This window comes from bacterium, assembly GCA_030647555.1.
Taxonomy (GTDB): domain Bacteria; phylum Patescibacteriota; class Andersenbacteria; order UBA10190; family CAIZMI01; genus CAIZMI01.
On the sequence record JAUSJG010000004.1, the window covers coordinates 13,814 to 32,881 of the forward strand.

The following is a 19,068-nucleotide window of genomic DNA, read 5'->3' on the forward strand; positions in this document are numbered from 1 at the left end:
TAGCATTACGAAACAATTGAACCCGTAAATAAAAATGCTATAATTTGATAGATGAAAAAAGCGATACCAATAATTATCATCGTTCTTACAAGTTTCTACTTGATTTATGATATTTTGCTTCTTGGGCACAATCGTGATGATATTTTTGTAGTTTATTTTTTTGAGGCAATAATTTTTGGTGTATTCTGTGTTTTGAAAATGAGAAAGACGATAAAGTATGACTTAATCTCAAGTGAAAATAGATCTGACAGTATAAGCAAATCAAAAGAGTATCAAGCAAAACTAAGAACCTCTGATGGTGTTGTTGGACTACTTACGTCTATTTATTTCTGTGTTCTTGCCGCTTTTTTTGTGTTGACTTATGTTTTTGTAAGTGAAGGAATATTTGAAATACAAATTAATTTTACCAACATATTACAACTATTGGTTATTCTTTTACTGGGACAATCCGTAGTTTACGTATCTGATTATATTATAGGCAATGATTACAAAAATGCAGATATAGAAAAATTATTTAGCCTTCCTTACTATAGGTTGATTATTTTGAGTCTTGTAATTATTTTAGGCTCTTTCTTTGGTTTTCCTGTAGTAGTTTTGATTATAATGAAATTGGCATTTGAAATTTGGTATAGCATCTTTGAAAAATCGAAAAATAAATTCTAGAGCCCTTGCTCGTATTCAGTCCATGAGAAGAAAAATGAGCAAAATAAATGTTTTGTTAAAACCAAGTCGTTTTTGATTTCTTTGTCCGAATCATCTTTGATTTCAAATACAGTGTCGTGGTAACGCAGCCCATTATCGCTTGTTTATCTTCTCGCTTCCCAGTCATGAGTATATGTTTGGCGTAGTCGCAAATATCAACGTTCGTTGCTTCGAATGAACTGTCGCTTTGTTTTAGTACACTTTCCATGAATCCTCAGTAGCGAATCAGATCTTCTGTAAACCGATTTTCAACCACCAGTTTATCAATATTCACTTTGTCGATTAGGTGGCTGTATTTTTTGTGCATCCGGGAAGCAAGCCACCTTCGTGGCTTGTGACGACATTGTTTTGTCCGCAAAGCGGACACAAAATTATTGATGAGCTTGTGTCCCTAAATTGCCACAAGCAATTCATGAACACTTCGCTCGGATTTGATGGCCGGAGCGATGTTTTTGTTTGCCCAACAGGGCAAGGCAAAAACCCCGCCATGCCCATCATAGTTTTACCGCGTCACGCCGTAGCTTTATGCGGAGGGTGAGCGGAGTGGAGAGGCCGGGGTCGAGGAAATTTTCGTCCGTCCTCGTTTCTTGCCCCGTAGCATCCCGCAAAAGCGGGATTGCTTCTGGGGTTCCGCCACCGAATTTCGTGCCAACGAAGTCGGTGCGTTGCCTACGATTCCAAAATCCTCATCAAGCCTGATTCAAAATTCTTGTATCGATTTTCTTGTTCATCTTTCGAAATAGCCATTTTCTGGTTGCGTGCCGGATAAAGAGATGAGATAATATTAATATGGATTTTCTAGATTTTTTGCGACAGTTTAGAATTGGGCCGTTTGCAATTTTTGATACCGCGCTTGCGTATGTGGGTATTTTTCTTGTGGCACCGCTTCTGACTAAATTATTTTCTCGACTTCATCTCAATATTTCCAGAACTGCGTGGCTTTGGCTAACTTTGCCCATTGCGGTGATATTCCATCTTGTGTTTCGCCAAAACACACCGTTCATGAAAATGTTTTTGGATCCCAATGGTTTTTACATGGTAAAAATTATACTTTTGTTTATGCTTTATATGGGCTTAAGAAATATTAGAACCAAAAAGCAGGTTAACGATTATTCAAGAGCTTAGTCTAATTTTTCGGAAAAACGGGATGAATCCGACATAAGACATGAAATTTTTTCGAATTAAATTTTTTGTTGGCACACTAGTTATTTTTTTGCTTCTGGGTTTTAGCTATCGCTACAGAGGAGATATGGTTCGTATTTTGCCACCGACAGGATTTCTAAACCAAGCACCCTGCCAAAAGCCGATCACATATTCTATCGCAAACATCGACCCGCGTTTCGGTTTAACGGAAGCGGAATTATTGAACATTGTGAAACAATCAGAAGAAATATGGGAATCGCCGATCAATAAACAGTTATTTGAATATTCACCCATGGGAAATTTAAAAATAAATCTCATCTACGACAATCGGCAGGGAGTCATAGACTCGTTGAGAAAAATAGGAACATCTATCAGCGACGACCAGTCTGCATATAACATAATAAAAACTAAGTACGATTCACTTGTTGTCTCGTACGACAAAGCAAAAGCGCAACTGGAAGTCTTAATCGCGACCTATAACGCAGACAAAAGTGCTTATGAGAGCGACGTTATTTATTGGAACAGTCGAGGTGGGGCACCAAAAGCGGAACATGACGCGCTGGAGCAGAGAAGAGTTGCTTTGAATAATCAAGTTGCAAAAATTAATCAAACCGAAGACTCTTTCAATGGAATAGTTGAAAACATTAATTCAACAAGAACAGAACTCAACAAATTGGCTGCCACGCTGAATATTCAGGTAAACACATACAACAACGTTGGTTCATCAAACGGCAAGGAATTTGGTGAGGGTGAATACGTAAAAGACGCAAGCGGAACGGCAATTAATATTTTCCAATTTGACGATAAGAATCAGCTTGAGATAGTTCTCGCTCATGAACTTGGACACGCGCTGGGACTGGCGCACGTTGATAATTCCAAAGCCATTATGTTTTACCTGATCAACAAGAGTATAGAAAAAAAATTAACAAAAGAAGATCTCGCAGCACTGGTAAAAGTGTGCGGGGGTAAGTAGAAAAGGAAAAGGTTAGTGATACGGAAGTATTTGTGGAGTAGATAAATAAAAAAATATTAAGTCCGGCCGTTTAAGTAATCATTTGCATTATTTTATAGTTTTGTTATGGTGCGTCAGTAGCTAGCCATTGTGGCGAGCGTGTTCGTTTCAACTGAAAAGGAGAAGGGCGATGCCGAGGATTCCCGAGCGTGTGGCGAGTCATGAATTTCATTTCGATCTTATTATGGCCGGTTTTGTCCGTGTGCACAGTGGTAAGGTTCGAGATACTTACTGGCGTCCTGGTGCGGATTGGCTTTTGGTGGTGGCCACCGACCGCGTCAGTATTTTTGACTTGGTTATGCCGTTCACAATGGATAGGAAGGGCGAATTCCTAGTGGCGTACACAGTGTTGTGTTTGACGGAGATTTTGAAAAACATCGACCACCACTTACTGGCTTACGGGAACAGTATCGACAAGTATCTTAATTCCGTGAAGTTGCGGGATAATATCGGTCTGCAGAAACGGGCAATCGTGGTGAGGAAGGAACAAGTGATTCTCATTGAATGTGTTGTCCGGGGGTATCTCACCGGATCGGGTTGGAAGGAGTATCAACTAGCCGGAGAGGTCTGTGGAAATAAGCTTCCAGACGGATTGTTTGATGGCGCACGTTTGCCCGAACCTATTTTCACGCCGACAATCAAGGCGGCGGAAGGGCATGATGACCCGCTTAATGTCCGAGATGTGGATCCGGAACTGGCGCGACGCTCGATTGAAGCGTACAAGCAAGGTGCGAAGTACGCATTGACGCGCGGAATTATTATCGCGGACACCAAATTTGAATGGTCAAAGAAACTTCTTGTCGATGAAGTCCTGACGCCCGATTCCAGCCGATTCTGTTTGGAAGAAGAGTGGAAGGCGTGTTCAGCATTACGCCAGTCTCCTCCATCCTATGACAAGCAACTCATTCGTAATTGGGGTCTGCAGGTCGAAACGCCATGGGGCAAATTGGACAGCTTGGATCCGGAACAGGAGGGACTTGATCCTGTGATTAAGGAAGCCCAGTACGCCTTTATTGGCCAACTTCAGATTCCCGCGGAAATTCTACAGCTTACCGGTGTCCGTTACGAGACGATTCTGAGTCGTTTGAGTGGACACTCACTCCCAGAATTTCAACAGAAATACATGGGAATACGTTAACCGCTTAGTAGCAGTTGATGACCCGCCACCGTCCAGCGCGACGGTGTTTTTTAATTACCAAACCCTAAAGTGGTATAGTGATTGTATAAATAATTATTTATTAGAATGTTTAAAAAATCTATTATAATTTTTGGCTTTGCCTTGCTTTTTAATTGGTTTTGGGAAATTGCGCACAGCGTGCTGTATGTTAATTATCAAGGTGGAGCGATTACTTCATTTGTTTTATTTCGGGCGGCGCTTGTTGACGCGGTAATAATTCTTTTTTTGATTTTCATTGCCGAGATATTCAAATTGAATAAAACGTTATTTATTGTTGGTGGTGGCTTACTTGTCGCCATCGTCATTGAAATTTGGGCGATGCACATCCACCAGCGGACATACAATGCATTGATGCCGATTATTCCTATTATCAAAACAGGTTTAACGCCGACGATTCAACTTGCTGTCACGGGATTAATTACCCTTAAGCTGGCTGTTAAAAATCATATCTGATGCAGTTTTAATTTATTAAAAAGTATGTTCTAATTGACTAGACATGGACATCAAACAACAATTCACAACAGTCACACGTTTCTCAAAGTTTGTGGCGTTAACTATGCTTGTTTTGTTACCGTTTGTTGGTTTTTATATTGGGGTGAAGTTTAAAGCATCTGTGACAAACACCAGCGCGCCTATTATTGTGTCGCCAACTATTACCCCCAAAGTTTCTTCATTACCAATAGCAAGTCCAAAAGAACAAAAGCCGGTAGAGTGCACCCAAGAGGCAAAAGTTTGCCCTGATGGTTCTGCTGTCGGTCGCACTGGCCCAAACTGTGAATTTTCAGTGTGTCCTTCGAGTAAAGATATTTTAAAAGATGATTTTATAGAATGGGCGGTTTATTCTTTTGGCAACGAATACAGTATTAACATTAAGGCCGATGGGAGTTTTCTTTTTGTTGATGAAATACCGGGGGGGGGCAGAAATCTGATTCAGGATGCCAAAGAGGTGTGATATCTAAACAGATGTACGCATCAATTATGGAATTTATAGTGTCGACGGGGTTTTTTGAGGCTGTTGACCAAGAGAGTGATAGTAATATGTGCGAGAGCGGGGAAAGTTTGCAGGTTAAAATGGGAATAAGGATGAACGCGCTATCATCAACATGTTTGGGGAATTTGGCGAAGCCTCAAAATGTTACTCAAGGAATAAAAAGAAACGAAAAAATTATCACGGACGTATATGAAAAACTAAAAAGTGCGATAGATTCAGTTCAAAAAAATGTTTGTAATTAGAAGATGAATTTTTAACTCATTCCGTAGTGGATTTTGAGAAACGAAAATTTTATCAATCACGGAGCGCGCAATTTTTTGAGGGAGGGACGAATCCTTATTTGAGGAATATTGTGTTTGAATCATTATTAGTATAATATATTTTAATGTCTTCTCATAAACATCCAGACGTCGTCGTAATTGGCGGGGGACCATCTGGTATGATGGCAGCCGGGCGGGCGGGAAAGCTCGGCCATTCAGTTTTGTTGTTGGAAAAAAATCTGTCTCTCGGCAGAAAATTATTACTTACCGGCGGTGGTCGCTGTAATATCACGAATCATAAACCAACCCCGCAATTAATGATCGAAAAATATAAAGGGAGTGAAAAATATTTGTATTCTGCTTTTGCACAGTTTGGCGTGGAGGACGCGATCGAATTATTTAACCGTCTTGGGGTGGAAACAAAAGAAGAGGCGGAAGGAAGGGTTTTTCCTACCTCCGATTCTTCGCGATCGGTTTTGCAAGCACTGGTTCGTTATATGCGAGAAGGAAACGTTTTGGTGCGCACTAACGCGGGTGTTGCGGAAATTAGTATCAATGATGAAACAAAACTTTTTCACATTAAAATGAAAGATGAAAGCGAAATTATCGCGAAAGCGTGCGTTGTCGCGACCGGGGGTGTCAGCCACAAGGAAACCGGGTCGACGGGGGATGGTTTTCGCTGGTTAAAACAACTTGGTCACAACATTATCGACAATAATATGGCGCTTGTTCCGGTGGCGTTAAAAGACGATTGGGCCAAAAAAATATCCGGCGTAACGCTGGAAGATATTAAACTGACCACTTTTCAAAACAATACAAAACAAAAGTCTCAAAAAGGAAAACTTTTATTTACGCATTTTGGCATTAGCGGACCGACAATTTTAAATATGAGCAAGGGAATTGGCGAGTTATTGCAATATGGCGATGTTGTGGTGATGTTGGATCTATTTCCGGGCACAGACCACGCGGAAGTGAAAAAAAGACTGCAAGAATTATTAGTTACAGAAAGCAACAAACAGCTAAAAAATACCTTAGCGCAATTGGTTCCACTTTCATTTGTTTCTGCCATCCTAGAACTCGGAAAGATTAGCGGTGATAAAGTAAATAACAGCGTAAGTCACGAAGAAAGATTAAAAATTGTGGCGCTCACCAAGGCGATTCCACTTAACGTAAGTGGGTTGCTTGGGGCAAGCAAAGCGATTGTTTCATCAGGTGGCGTTGATCCAAAAGAAGTAGATTTTAAAACTATGGAGTCAAGGATTGTCCCAAATTTGTTTGTCACCGGTGATGTGTTAAATATTGATCGGCCATCCGGCGGGTATAGTCTACAACTTTGCTGGACAACCGGCTTTGTGGCGGGAAGCAATATATTGAAAATCAATATGTGATTTTTCCGTTCGTGATATGATTATCGCATGGGAATGGAAGGAATTAAAATAAACGTTGCTGAGGCAAATATTCAGGATCATGAACAAACAGGTGTTCAAGAAAAAAAGACCACAGAAGCGCCAGTTGAAGATTCGGGCATAAAAATTGAAAAGGAGTTGAGGTCTGGATTATTACCGGAGGCATTAAGGGAATCGTGGAAAATCGTTGATCCTGAATCGCAAGAAGCGAAAATATTTCAAGAAGAGGCGGAAAAAATTGCCATCGCTCTGTATACACCGGTACCGGGTGAGGAACATTTGCCATATTATGAGTATCGACATCACGATTTCCAAAACAACCCTGTGCGTTTTTTGCTGTCAAAGGACGAATCGCCAAACGCTTGGTTTGTGGACAAGAGTGATCCGCCAATAATTGTTTTATCGCAGGCGCTTTTTACCAAGAAAGACGAAAATGGCGAAGCGTATATTGAATCGCCCGACGATTTAGCGGCGATTATAGGCCACGAATTGACACACATGAAAATGCGAGAAGTGTATGGTGCTATCTCCAACTCCAAAGCGGAAGAAGGTTTTGCGTACTCTATGCCTCTTGTGTTAATGCGGGACCACGGAAAATCAATTGGCTTGAATCCGGAAAACGTGTTTCGTAAAAAAGGTGGCGGGGTGGGCGTCTATGAAAGACTCTGCAGAGAGCAAAAGAAAAATTTCGATTGGAATTCCTATTTTGATGTACATCCCGCTCCTGATAATATTCATTCGATAGTTTCCGATACATTGGCGTACCTTAAAAAAGAAAGAGGCACGTTGGAGCCCGATGTCCCGGCCGTTAAACCGTATGGTCGTGATAGCCGAATTATTCAATCGGTAACACGCGCGGAATTTCATTCTTTTGTTGAATCGCGACTAGAAAAGTTTCCTGGCTATGGGGAAGCCGATTTGTTACAGAAAGCAGAAATTCTTGATTCGATTTTGGGTGAAATGGGGTCGAATAAATATGATGTTCGCGTTGGTGATGTTGTTTCGGAAATTCGAAGATTACGGCCCCAAGTAAAAACTGCGGAGGACAAGCGGATAATCAGTCGCTTTGCGGATCGTGTATTAAAGATTGGCGAAGGTGGTGATATTAAATCAATGAAACGTCTTTACGGGGCGTTATGCAGTACTGTAAATCAAAAGTTTGAAAAAACTCCACTAGGAAGATTTAGAACAATTTCGCGTGAAATCAGAGAATTTATAAATGCCACGAATGATGGTTCAAATGCCGATATGTTGGCCACGGCCAGGAAATTTGTGGGTTTACTGGAGGATTCAAACGGAAACACAATCGAGCCGTTTTTGGACTCTCCATATGGTCGTTCTTTTTTGGCAGAATTGGCTTGGCCACAATTTGCATTTCCAAGTGAAGAAAAAATTGCGCGTGCCCGCAGAAGAGGAGAGGGAGTCCAAGTTGAGTGGGACTCGTTAAGAAAAATTGCGGGGGAAAAAGAAGAGGTGGCAAAAGCTTGCGCGTATTTGGGTTTGATAAGGGATCCGTTTATTCTGGCCGGTGCAATGAAACATGAAGAGCTTGCATTGAGAATAATTGGTAGCCGACTTGGGGCGAAACGGCAATTCGGTTCTATCGCGGAAATATCGTCCGGTCCAAATGATGGTCACAATAAACTTAATTCAATCCGGTTTGACGCGGATGGGCTTGCAATTGGTATTAGAAGTGAGTCAAGCGATTCCTTGATGGATAAATATGTAACCAAAGCGTTAGAAGAATGGATTGAGGGTGAATTTATTCGATCCTCTGATGATCCTGAAGCGCAACAAGAATTTATGGATAAGCTTTCGGCTGTTGAAATGATGGTATCCAAAAAACAACTGATTGGATTAGATTCCATGGAAAAGAATTTTCCGCTTTTTCTGCGTGTCAACGAGGCCTTATGGCAGGAAAGAACGGCAATTAATTTTTTTCTGAAGCGATTGAACGATCTGGGGCAAAACGGCACAATACTTGCGCGAGAGTTTTTTATGTCGGAGGTTGGGGAAAGAGTGATTCAGCAATCATTCGGTTCCTTTCCTGTTGTTGGTTATTCGACAAAAAATGAAATGGAGATGGACGAAAAGGGAGAATATCTTAATGCGAATCCTTACCTTGTTTTTATATCCAAGAGCGACAGTATTTTTTCGGCTACCGAGAAATATGAGTTATTTAATAAATATATTTTTACAAACAGAACCGGTGTTGAGGGTACGGAGTATGAAAATTTTCTAGTAGTCTGCAGTGAGCTCGATGATGAAAAGGCCAAATATTTTTGTGATTTTATAAGGCCGGTTCTTGCGGAAAACGGATTTGTTGATGATGTTGGTTCCTGGGGTGGATTAATAAAAAAAATGGGTCAAATGGGGAAAGATGACGCGTTCGGGTTGGAACAAGCTTATCTTTATAATAAATCGTTTGGTTGGTTGCAAGATAAAAATTGTCCGACCGTCCGACAGGCGGCAGATTTTCTTTCAATGGTACCGTCTGAATATATAAAAAATTCAACTTTTCAAATCTCGCTACAGGAGCAATTGCAGGAAAGATCCGGGCGTTTTGCGTCCAAAGAAATGTCCAAAATGAACTTAGATTCGGCAATTTCACTTTGGTATACGCTATCTCGGGCCGAGGTTATTTACCCCGATGTCGCGGATGCCATGCTTGCTAGTTTAATCGGAAGGATTGAGGCGCTTGGTTCCCAAGATGAAGTTCGTAAAATGTCATTAGCCGGCAAGCTTATGGAGGGTGGACACATTCAGGATCCGCAAATGCGAAAACAATTGATCGGAGTTTGGACAGAGAGTGTTCGTGAGCTAAATGGATTAGACGAAAATGAACGTGGGTACGTGGATTCCATAACCATGCTTGCAGACAACTTAAAGACCAACAAGCTGGATCGCGCGGAAATTCTTCAAACGTTGGCGAGTACTCTTCAGGCACAGGATGTTCTTTGCAGAAAATTGAGAAGTCGCGCTTATGAGGTAACCGGCGAATCGCTGACTTCTACAATAAATTATCAAATATTTACTGACGCAGGGATAAATATGATCAAAAAATCTACCGCTAATCGTACCGCAACGCTGGATTTTTTGATCGCTCCTTTAACAAAACAGTCGGTTGATGCCTATGTTGATCGTTGCGCGTATTCGTTGGAATTTACCGGTCTTTCGTCGGCCGGATCCGGCGGCGCGTTCTCGATCAGTTCAACATTAGAGGAAGATCAGGGTCAGAAAGAATATCGTGAGCAACTGGCGAAATCATCATTGCGCAAGTTTTATGAAAATTTTTGGGCGGCGCCGATCGATGGGCGGGCGATTCTTGCGCGGGAGTTGTTGATTTCCCCGGACGAATCGTTGGATACAGTAGATGCCGAAACGTTCGATTACGCCGTTTCGAAGGTGTTTTCGGGGGAAGATAAGAATGAGAAGGAAGCCCGGATATTTTTACGTTCATATATTGACGCCCTCCCAAAATATCAACAGCATCTTTGTCTAGGTGCTATAATGTCTGCCGCCGAACGTCGTGGAAAAGGTGAAGTGAGAATGGGGGAAGCACTCGCGTATTTTTTGGAAAACATGGGTCCGGCGGAAACGAAGTTTGGGCAGGCCGCGCAAAGCCATCCGCAGGTTCCGGAAGATATTCGGACTGACTTGCGGCGTCTGAAATTTCGCGCCGGAGAGCCGATGCGGTGGGACATCACTCAATGGGTGGAAGAAACGAGAGATGATTTGGAACAAAATTATTTAAATGAAACAGGTAATGCCGCAACAATAACGCATATTGGCGACATGATTGGCTCGGGTTCGATTAATGTGGTGGTGGATTTGGATATGTCGGATGGAAATTCCTACGTTCTTTCTTTACTAAGGCCAAATGTCGAAGCAAAAGGACATTCGGGCTTCGAAACAATGCGGAGAATGGCTGACAATTTAAGCGTTCAGAATGATTCACGTGACGCGGTTCAAACGGTTCGTGAACTGATCGATCAGGCAAACGATCGATTGGTAATTGAGGTTGATTGCGGGTTAGCCAAGCAGCAATACTCAAACGCGAAGCAACTTTACGCCGGCACATCCGTTGTTATGGATGGAGAAAAATTTGAGTTTGATTCGGCGGATGTTGTTGTGGCAGGAAAAAAATATTTTATGATGCAAAAAATGCAGGGTCAGCATTATATTGAATTGCCGGAAACAACCGATGTTGAGCGCCAAGCAAAAAAGAAGATAGCACAGGCAATTCTGACTGTGGAGCTTAATAATAAATTAAGGGGTAAGTTTGATCCCGACAGGCACGGTGGAAATGTTCGTGTGTCAGAGGATTTGCATAAGATTTCCCATTTTGATTTTAAGTCTATGGCGGTCAATGAGTGGGCGGATGAGGGACTGAAGGAGTTTGCGAACCTACTGATTGGAGCGTTAACGGAAGAAAAAACCGCTGAGGAATTTTTTAATGATTTGGTTGATCAGGAACGCGTTATCAGGGAAGAGTACGCGGCGTCGGGAAGAAGTTTGGATCCGTTTGTCGCTGAAGTTTCAAAGGGGCTTCTGACCGATGGCGAATATGCCCAAATGCTTGATAAGGAAGATTTAATGCGCGTTGTGGTATCCGCGTTGCTTGCAGGGATTCATCCGGTTTTGAAAGAATCGTTATTGGATGCCGTTGAAGATCGTATCCCGGAACCGTTTAAGGGCGTATATTTTGAGCGAATTCGCCCGGAACTAGAGACCGCTTTGGAAACGGGCGAATTGACGCAAAATCTCTCTGATTTTTTACCTTATCGTGGAGGTAATGACGCGTTAATCAAAATCAATAGGTCATTCCCCTAAGTGGTAATGCGACCAATTTTGCAGTGTGAATATTGCGGATTGATATGTGATATATTTATCGTATGATCAAATATCAATTTTGCCCAAAGTGTGGTGGGGGTCTTAAGCCCAAGAATACGTCTTTATTGGTGTGTGGGGTTTGTAGTTTTTATTTCTACCAAAATCCAAAACCAACCGCGAGTGCGTTGATTGTCAAAGAAGGTAAAGTTTTATTGGGAAAACGTACGATTGAGCCGTCCAAGGGAAAATGGAACGTGCCGGGCGGTTTTCTTGATTTGGGGGAAGATCCAAAAGTCGGTGCCAAAAGGGAAGCGTTGGAAGAAACGGGGTTGGTTGTGGAAATCAGGGAATTTGTTGGGATTTATATGGATGTGTATGGGCCAACAAAAGAATCAACGTTAAATATTGCGTATTTGGCAAAAGTGGTCGGCGGGGAAGAAAAAATGAATGATGATCTAACCGAATTAAAATGGTTCGCACCCGAGGAGTTGCCAAAAGAAATGGCGTTTGAGAACAACGCCAAAATGTTGGAGGCGTGGTTAGAAAAATAAAAAAATCCCCGGCGGATTTCGTCGAGGTTTGGTAACTAATTGTAAATGGCAATAATTTTCTTGCGTTTTTCCGGAAGCGGTTTTTGCATAACGAGCTCAAAAATTTTGTGTTCGTGGGGGATTGGGGTGTTGTCGATACGTTGAACAATCTTAAAACGTACAGGTCTAAGATCCTTCAAATTGATGAGAATTTCCTGTGCGGATTGTTCGAAATCCACTTTGCCGGTGTGGTCAATAATGGAGAGGTTGAAATGTACGAACAGATACCCGCAGGGTTTGAGTGCCCGCGATATTTCGGCAAGAATCTTAGTCTGATTGACGTAGTGCATCAAATTGATGCAAAAGAATGCGCCGACGGAGTTATCGTCAAACGAGAGCGCTTCGCCGTTTTGTTGGTCGAATTTTAGATTGGGATGGACTAATCTTGCGGCGATTGTTTCGTCCTGGGAACGGTCAATACCAATCGTCTTAAAGCCGTTTTCGGTAAACACGGCGACGTCGTGTCCTGCACCACAGCCAAGATCAACAATTAGATCGTCAAACTCACGCAAGCGAAGAAAATTGGCAAAATCCTCGGCATAGGTGCGGGGGTGGTTGTCCCAATGACGGCCGTTGCCATATTTGATATGCAAGTGAACGTTTTTCATCTCATATTCTCCGTAACAAAGAACAAGAAGAAAGAACGAGGAAGCAGTGCCAATGTATATAATTAAGTAATAAATGTCAATAATGGATTACCGTGATGGCATTGACGGTACAAAGCATACGCAGGGTGATATAATTCAATCATGAACAACACATATAATTGGTACGCACAGTTAATTAAACCAACATGGGCGCCACCGTCTTGGCTTTTTGGACCGGTTTGGTCGGTTTTATATGTTTTAATCGCGATTTCATACGGAGCGGTTGTTTGGCTGGCGCTACAGAAGAAAATCACTTGGTTGGTTGTTTTGCCGTTTGCGCTAAATTTGTTGTTTAATGTAATTTTTACGCCGATTCAGTTTGGTTTGCGGAGTAATGTTTTAGCCGCGGTTGATATTTTGCTTGTCCTGACAACGTTGGTTTGGGCAATGGTCGCCATTTATCCGCATTCGCGCTGGATTGCTTACGCGCAAATTCCGTATTTGTTGTGGGTTTGTTTCGCGACGGTATTGCAGTTGACGGTTACTTATTTGAATAAATAAATATATGACAATTTTTAAAGAATTTAAGTCGTTTTTGTTAAGAGGGAATGTCGTGGATCTGGCGGTTGGCGTCGTGATTGGCGCATCTTTTGGGTCTGTAGTTACCGCGCTTGTGGCGGATATCATGACACCATTTATTGCCGCTGTAGCTAAAGTTCCGGATTTTGGCGGGCTTGTTTTTACGATAAATGGCAGTAAGTTTATGTACGGGCATTTTATTAATACGGTAATTTCTTTTCTGTTGGTTGCTACGGCGATATTCTTCTTTGTGATTAAACCAATCAACCTTTTAGTTTCACGTGCGCGAAAAGAACCCCCGGCAGACCCGACAACAAAGAAGTGTTCGGAGTGTTTGAGCGAGATGCCTGTGCATGCAAAACGTTGTTCACATTGCGCGCAGGTAGTGATTTAAAATGCTCTGTAACCGCTTACAAGTTAAGGAAAAAATAAGAACATCGCGCCCACTTCCGATGTGGTGCTGAGGCACTTCATCGGAAGTGGTGTAGGTTAGTAGCGTCGTAACGACGTTACGCGAACCCAAACCACATCGAAGGAGATGCTGAAGCACCACCTTCGATGTGGCCACTATGGCTATTTCCTCAACCAGTGAGCGATAGCAGGATAAGAATTAAACTAGACATTTTTATAAATTTGGTCTATATTCAGGTCTGATTTTATTGTGTAATCAATCAAGTAAATGGCCAATGATAATGTGATAATTAGGTTTTCTGACGTGAGTTTCGGATATCAGGAACATCGCCCTCTTTTAGACGAGGTAAGCTTTTCCGTGCGCGAAGGAAACCGTATCGCTCTTATGGGGCAGAATGGTGCCGGAAAGAGTACTATTTTTAAACTTATTACAGGAGAAATTCAGCCAACCGAAGGACGGGTGCTAATGACGGATAATGGCACGTCTGTTGCGTTAGGGCGTCAAGTTATGCCTGATGAAGCTAAGGAATTAACGGTTCGCGAATATTTTCAAACCGCTTTTAGAGAAGAAAAGTATGATTTGGATAAACACATTAAAGAAGTTTTTGAGGTGGTTAATCTCTCGCAACCGCTCGACAAGAAAGTCGGTAAATTTTCCGGCGGTCAGCAAGCACGTCTGCTTTTAGCCCATGCCTTAATTCAAAACCCCGATATTTTATTGCTTGATGAACCAACCAATAATTTGGACCAACATGGCATCGATCATTTGATGACATTTTTAATGCTGTACGAAAAAACTTGTATTGTAATTTCTCACGATGCAGACTTTTTGAATGCATTTACCGACGGCGTGTTGTATCTCGACGCATTTACCAAAAAAATTGAACAATACACGGGAAACTATGGCGATGTGGTGGAACAAATTAAAGTACGTATTGAACGGGAAAACCAATTGAACGCGCGGATGCTGTTGCAAATCAAGGAAAAACGCGCGCAATCGGAAGTGTTTGCTCATAAGGGTGGAAAGATGCGTGGCGTTGCCAAACGAATGCGGGAGGCGGCTTCCGAGGCGGAAGAAAATATTGTTGAAGTGCGAGAGGAAGATCGCGCAATTAGACCCTTTAAAATTCCGACGCAAGAGTTTGAAATAGCTTTTAAAGGATTAATTATCGATTTTAACTCCATCACGGTTGTAAAAAATCACGAAGCGGTGGAAAAGGATATAAATCTGATTGTTAATCGCAAGACACACGTTTTAGTAACCGGTCCAAATGGAATTGGTAAAAGCACCTTGTTGGAAAAATTAAGCAAAGGATCTTCGCCTGCGGCCGAAATTCATCCCGACGTGCGGGTGGGTTATTACAAACAGGATTTTGGAAATTTAAACTATAATCAAAAGGCCTACGACGCCCTGGAAGAAGTAATGGAAGACAAGGATGAACATATTCTTCGTTCCACGGCGGCGGGGTTTTTGTTAGACGGCAAAGTGTTGGCGAGTGAAATTAAGTCTCTTTCCGAGGGTCAGAAAGGGTTATTATCGTTTTGTCGCTTGGCGTTGATGCGACCGGGGCTTTTGATTTTGGACGAACCGACCAATCATATCAATTTCCGTCATTTGCCGATAATTTCGCAGGCTCTGCACGAATACGAAGGGGCGATGGTTTTGGTGTCGCACATTCCGTCATTCGTCGAACAAATTCGTATCGACGAAACAATCGATCTGGGTAAACTTTAAAAAACCAGCTTGTCAATAGAAAATGTACATGTCTTGGCATGTGTTGTGTTAGAATGAATTATCATTAATTATTAATAATTAATTAAATGGTTACAATCGGAGAAAAAGTCGCTAATTTTACCGTTGATGCTTTTGTTGGCGGTAAGATTAAAAAGATATCGTTAAATGAATGTGAAGGAAGGTGGTTGGTACTTTTGTTTTATCCGGCGGATTTTACTTTTGTTTGTCCGACAGAACTGCAAGAGGCAGCGGAATTTTATGAAGAATTTAAGTCAAATAACGCAGAAGTAATGAGCGTCAGTACCGACACGGCCTACGCGCACAAGGCTTGGCACGACACATCGGAGGCGATCGGCAAAGTACAATATCCGATGCTGGCTGATCCAACGGGGGATCTATGCAGGCAGTTTGGGACATATATTCCAAAAGAAGGACTTTCGCTACGGGCATCATTTATTATTGATCCAAAAGGTGTTTTGAAGGCGGCGGACATGCATGACAATAGTATTGGACGCAACACGGCCGAAATTTTACGCAAACTGCAGGCATCAATCTTTGTCGCAAAAAGACCGGGGCTTGTTTGTCCGGCGAGTTGGCATCCCGGGGATAAAACATTAAAGTCGTCGGTGGATTTAGTGGGTAAAATTTAGTTATAATATTTTTATGAAAAACACAATTATCGTCGTAGCAGTTTTAGTCGTCATTGTCGGGGCGCTGGTTTTTTGGAGTAAATCCGGTAAGGAAGTGGCGGTGCGGGTTCTGGAAACACCTCCTGCAAGCCCATTGAGTACTGAAACACCATCTGTTATAGTTTCCTCTATGCTTACAACACAACCAGAGATTAAAGAAATTAATCAAAAAGTTAATGTCACACTGGAAACAAGTATGGGAAACATTGGTTTAGAATTAGACGGTACGGTTGCTCCGTTGACGGTCGGAAATTTTGTTACACTGGCAAAAAGCGGTTTTTACGATGGAACAGCTTTCCACCGAATTATCTCCAATTTTATGATTCAAGGCGGTGATCCGTTGTCGAAAGATCCAGCTAATCGCGCGATGCAGGGCACGGGCGATCCCGGCTATAAGTTTAAGGATGAATTTAATACTCTGAAATTGGTGCGTGGTTCATTGGCAATGGCGAACTCTGGGCCAAATACCAATGGCAGTCAGTTTTTCATTGTCACGGCCGTCAGTACGCCTTGGTTGGATGGAAAGCATACTAATTTTGGTAAAGTAACATCCGGAATGGACGTAATTGATAAAATTTCCGCGGTAGAACGCGACGGCAACGATAATCCGCTCGTGCCGGTGGTTGTAAAAAAAGTTTTAGTTACTGAATAAAAAGGAAATATGCGTATTCTCGTAACGGGTGGTACCGGATTTGTGGGATCAAATATCGTTAAAGAATTAAGCGGTAAGGGGCACGAAATTATTATTACCGGTTCGGATGCCGAGCAGGAAGTAAATAAAGATGTAGCGAAATATTTACAACCAGGACTAACAGGAATCGATTGGGAGGCATTAGGGAAGCTGGATTTGGTTTTTCACGAAGCGGCGATTAATAATACTTTACTGAATGATCGCACGGAAATGTTGCGTGGAAATTTGGAAGCATCGCGGGAGCTTTTTGAGCGCGTCGTTAATTCTGGTTGTAAAAGAATTGTTTACGCCTCCTCAACGGCCGTTTATGGAAATGTACCGGCGCCATTTAGAGAAGATGGTCCAATTGTTCCTTTGAATGTTTATGGCGAATCCAAAAAAATGCTGGATGAGTTTGCGATGGATTTTGCAGAAAAAAATCCGGATATTGTAGTTGTTGGTTTGCGTTATTGTAATGTTTACGGTCCGGGCGAGGGACACAAGGGCAAGAGGGCCAGTATGATTTATCAGTTGGCTCGACAGATGCAGAAGGGGCGACCGCGCCTATTTAAGGACGGAGAACAAAAACGTGATTGGATATATGTTGAAGATGTTGTCACAGCAAATTTGTTAGCTGTCAAAGCTCCTAAGAGTTGCGTGGTAAATTGCGGTTCCGGGAAGGCCTCTTCGTTTAATACAATTGTCGGGATACTTAATACATTATTGGGGACGGATTGGCAACCGGAGTATATTGAAAACCCACACATCGCTACGTATCAAAACTATACATATTGTGATATGACTTATGCCAAGAAGATGATTGGGTTTGTTCCGCAATTCGACATAGAAAGCGGATTGAAAAAATATTTCGCGGCGGGACTATTTAATTCTTAATCTATAATCAAATGAAAAAAGAAAAGAAAGAAATATTCGATAAAAATAAGCAGAGCGAGATTGAGTTTCCCATTATATTTCATCACGCGCCGGAAGGACCGACTCGCGAATATCGATTGGAACAACTCAATGAAATATTGCAAAAATATGCAAATAAAATAAACAAACGTGATCCGGTTGAACGGATTGAAGTAACAATTGAACAGCCAAAAAATCCGGTGGGAAAAATTACCGGTTATGGCGTTCGTTTGCACATCTTTTTGTTTTGTGGCGAATCGTATGTCGCCTCGGCCGGATCATTTGTCGCGCGCGCTCAACATTTGGGGCTGGAAAAAAATATCCGAGAAGCAGGTAAGGAAATTATTTTGCAAATAGAAAAACACCGCTCAAAACAGATAGGGCACAATTAGGCCTCGTCCATAAATAAATTCCCCAAGATTATGTTCAATGCGCTTTGAATACGAGTGTTTTGATTGAGTAAAACCTCGAGGCGTACTAGCAGTACGGTGAGAGGGTTTTACGATTGAGAAATACTTGCAGTCAAAGATGCAGTGAGCATAAGATGGGGAATTTATTTATGGACGAGGCCTTAGTGCCTAGGATTAGTCGATCGTAATTGGGAGTGGTAATGGTTCCGTTTTTTGAAAAACCCAGTTTACTAAAGACAGGCCACCATCAATTGTGATTGTTTCACCGGTAATATACGAGGCGTTTTCGGACGAGAGAAAGAGAACCGCATTTGCAATATCAGTTGTACGGCCACGGCATTCGCCAAGCGGAACGGATGTAAATTTTGACGGTACTTTGCGATTGTTTCTGATCGCTCCAGGCGCGACGCCGTTAACGCGGATTTTTTTATCCGCCATGGAAAGGGCAAATTCCAAAATAAGCATTTTTAGGGCCGCCTTGGACATTGCGTAAGTTGCGTCACCGAGAGGTTTGTCTTGATGCACTGATGTCGTAAACACAATACTGCCACGCCGCATGTTTTTTGCGATTGCCTGGGAAAGAAAAAATGGTCCGCGTATATTGGTATTTAACACTGAATCAAAATCATCGGGTTCGGTTTCAAATAATGATTTTGATGAACCGATACCAGTATGGTTTATTAATACCTCAATTGGGCCATGGGCTTTTTCAACTTGCTCGATAATTTGACGATGCATGATAATTTCGGTGATATCGGTGACAATTGCCAGGGCTTTTTTGTAGCCATGTTTGTTAGACCACTTACGAAAACTATTGCATCCGATTTTATCAATATCAAGAATAGTAACGGCGTCGCCGTTTTTTAAAAAGGCCTTTGCGATCGCTAAACCAATACCGTTAGCTCCGCCAGTTACCAGGACAGATCTATTTTTTCGCATCATAAATTGTTGTTACTGCAAA

At 42.1% G+C, this 19,068-nt stretch carries 20 protein-coding genes; 17 read left to right on the forward strand and 3 right to left on the reverse strand.

Features of this window, described 5'->3' with window-relative positions:
* Positions 1-51 precede the first annotated feature (51 nt).
* Positions 52-663, forward strand: a complete 612-nt coding sequence (locus Q7S57_00475; protein MDO8511722.1) for a DUF6498-containing protein — start codon at positions 52-54, stop codon at positions 661-663.
* 55 nt (positions 664-718) lie between these two features.
* On the opposite strand, the gene Q7S57_00480 is transcribed toward Q7S57_00475, so the two are convergent.
* A complete protein-coding gene (locus Q7S57_00480) occupies positions 719-910 on the reverse strand; it encodes a hypothetical protein (protein MDO8511723.1) in 192 nt (63 codons plus the stop codon).
* Between the two features lie 581 nt (positions 911-1,491).
* On the opposite strand from Q7S57_00480, the gene Q7S57_00485 reads away from it, so the two are divergent.
* From Q7S57_00485 to Q7S57_00525, 9 genes are all read left to right on the forward strand, one after another.
* Positions 1,492-1,827 carry a hypothetical protein gene (locus Q7S57_00485; GenBank protein ID MDO8511724.1) on the forward strand — a complete coding sequence of 112 codons (336 nt, stop codon included), beginning with the start codon at positions 1,492-1,494 and terminating at the stop codon, positions 1,825-1,827.
* A 40-nt stretch (positions 1,828-1,867) separates the two neighbouring features.
* Positions 1,868-2,818 (forward strand): M57 family metalloprotease, encoded by a 951-nt coding sequence (locus Q7S57_00490; protein MDO8511725.1) that lies wholly within the window; start codon positions 1,868-1,870, stop codon positions 2,816-2,818.
* 169 nt (positions 2,819-2,987) lie between these two features.
* Positions 2,988-3,995 (forward strand): phosphoribosylaminoimidazolesuccinocarboxamide synthase, encoded by a 1,008-nt coding sequence (locus tag Q7S57_00495; protein ID MDO8511726.1) that lies wholly within the window; start codon positions 2,988-2,990, stop codon positions 3,993-3,995.
* 105 nt (positions 3,996-4,100) lie between these two features.
* Positions 4,101-4,487 carry a hypothetical protein gene (locus Q7S57_00500; GenBank protein ID MDO8511727.1) on the forward strand — a complete coding sequence of 129 codons (387 nt, stop codon included), beginning with the start codon at positions 4,101-4,103 and terminating at the stop codon, positions 4,485-4,487.
* Between the two features lie 43 nt (positions 4,488-4,530).
* The gene (locus tag Q7S57_00505; protein MDO8511728.1) at positions 4,531-4,986 is read left to right on the forward strand and encodes a hypothetical protein; all 456 of its coding nucleotides are present in this window, start codon (positions 4,531-4,533) and stop codon (positions 4,984-4,986) included.
* The gene (locus Q7S57_00510) at positions 4,983-5,267 is read left to right on the forward strand and encodes a hypothetical protein (GenBank protein ID MDO8511729.1); all 285 of its coding nucleotides are present in this window, start codon (positions 4,983-4,985) and stop codon (positions 5,265-5,267) included. The genes Q7S57_00505 and Q7S57_00510 overlap by 4 nt, the downstream gene beginning before the upstream one ends.
* Before the next feature lie 143 nt (positions 5,268-5,410).
* Positions 5,411-6,673 carry an aminoacetone oxidase family FAD-binding enzyme gene (locus Q7S57_00515; protein ID MDO8511730.1) on the forward strand — a complete coding sequence of 421 codons (1,263 nt, stop codon included), beginning with the start codon at positions 5,411-5,413 and terminating at the stop codon, positions 6,671-6,673.
* A gap of 27 nt (positions 6,674-6,700) precedes the next feature.
* On the forward strand, positions 6,701-11,524 hold the full coding sequence (locus Q7S57_00520) for an AarF/UbiB family protein (protein MDO8511731.1): 4,824 nt from the start codon (positions 6,701-6,703) through the stop codon (positions 11,522-11,524).
* 62 nt (positions 11,525-11,586) lie between these two features.
* Positions 11,587-12,075, forward strand: coding sequence for an NUDIX hydrolase (locus Q7S57_00525; protein MDO8511732.1), 489 nt, complete (start codon positions 11,587-11,589; stop codon positions 12,073-12,075).
* Positions 12,076-12,110: 35 nt separating this feature from the next.
* On the opposite strand, the gene Q7S57_00530 is transcribed toward Q7S57_00525, so the two are convergent.
* Entirely contained in the window at positions 12,111-12,722 is a 612-nt protein-coding gene (locus Q7S57_00530) for a class I SAM-dependent methyltransferase (protein MDO8511733.1), read from the reverse strand.
* 141 nt (positions 12,723-12,863) lie between these two features.
* Between Q7S57_00530 and Q7S57_00535 the strand changes: the two genes are divergently transcribed.
* The 7 genes from Q7S57_00535 to Q7S57_00565 all read left to right on the forward strand — a co-directional run bounded on the left by Q7S57_00535 (position 12,864) and on the right by Q7S57_00565 (position 18,089).
* Entirely contained in the window at positions 12,864-13,262 is a 399-nt protein-coding gene (locus Q7S57_00535) for a TspO/MBR family protein (GenBank protein ID MDO8511734.1), read from the forward strand.
* A gap of 10 nt (positions 13,263-13,272) precedes the next feature.
* Positions 13,273-13,674, forward strand: a complete 402-nt coding sequence (gene mscL / locus Q7S57_00540) for a large conductance mechanosensitive channel protein MscL (GenBank protein MDO8511735.1) — start codon at positions 13,273-13,275, stop codon at positions 13,672-13,674.
* Between the two features lie 285 nt (positions 13,675-13,959).
* The gene (locus Q7S57_00545; protein MDO8511736.1) at positions 13,960-15,426 is read left to right on the forward strand and encodes an ABC-F family ATP-binding cassette domain-containing protein; all 1,467 of its coding nucleotides are present in this window, start codon (positions 13,960-13,962) and stop codon (positions 15,424-15,426) included.
* A gap of 86 nt (positions 15,427-15,512) precedes the next feature.
* Positions 15,513-16,076 (forward strand): redoxin domain-containing protein, encoded by a 564-nt coding sequence (locus Q7S57_00550; GenBank protein ID MDO8511737.1) that lies wholly within the window; start codon positions 15,513-15,515, stop codon positions 16,074-16,076.
* A gap of 13 nt (positions 16,077-16,089) precedes the next feature.
* On the forward strand, positions 16,090-16,767 hold the full coding sequence (locus Q7S57_00555) for a peptidylprolyl isomerase (protein MDO8511738.1): 678 nt from the start codon (positions 16,090-16,092) through the stop codon (positions 16,765-16,767).
* 9 nt (positions 16,768-16,776) lie between these two features.
* On the forward strand, positions 16,777-17,679 hold the full coding sequence (locus tag Q7S57_00560) for an NAD-dependent epimerase/dehydratase family protein (protein ID MDO8511739.1): 903 nt from the start codon (positions 16,777-16,779) through the stop codon (positions 17,677-17,679).
* 11 nt (positions 17,680-17,690) lie between these two features.
* The gene (locus tag Q7S57_00565) at positions 17,691-18,089 is read left to right on the forward strand and encodes a hypothetical protein (GenBank protein ID MDO8511740.1); all 399 of its coding nucleotides are present in this window, start codon (positions 17,691-17,693) and stop codon (positions 18,087-18,089) included.
* Between the two features lie 192 nt (positions 18,090-18,281).
* Here the strand turns inward: Q7S57_00565 and Q7S57_00570 are convergent, their stop codons facing one another.
* Positions 18,282-19,049 (reverse strand): SDR family oxidoreductase, encoded by a 768-nt coding sequence (locus Q7S57_00570; protein ID MDO8511741.1) that lies wholly within the window; start codon positions 19,047-19,049, stop codon positions 18,282-18,284.
* Positions 19,050-19,068: the final 19 nt, after the last annotated feature.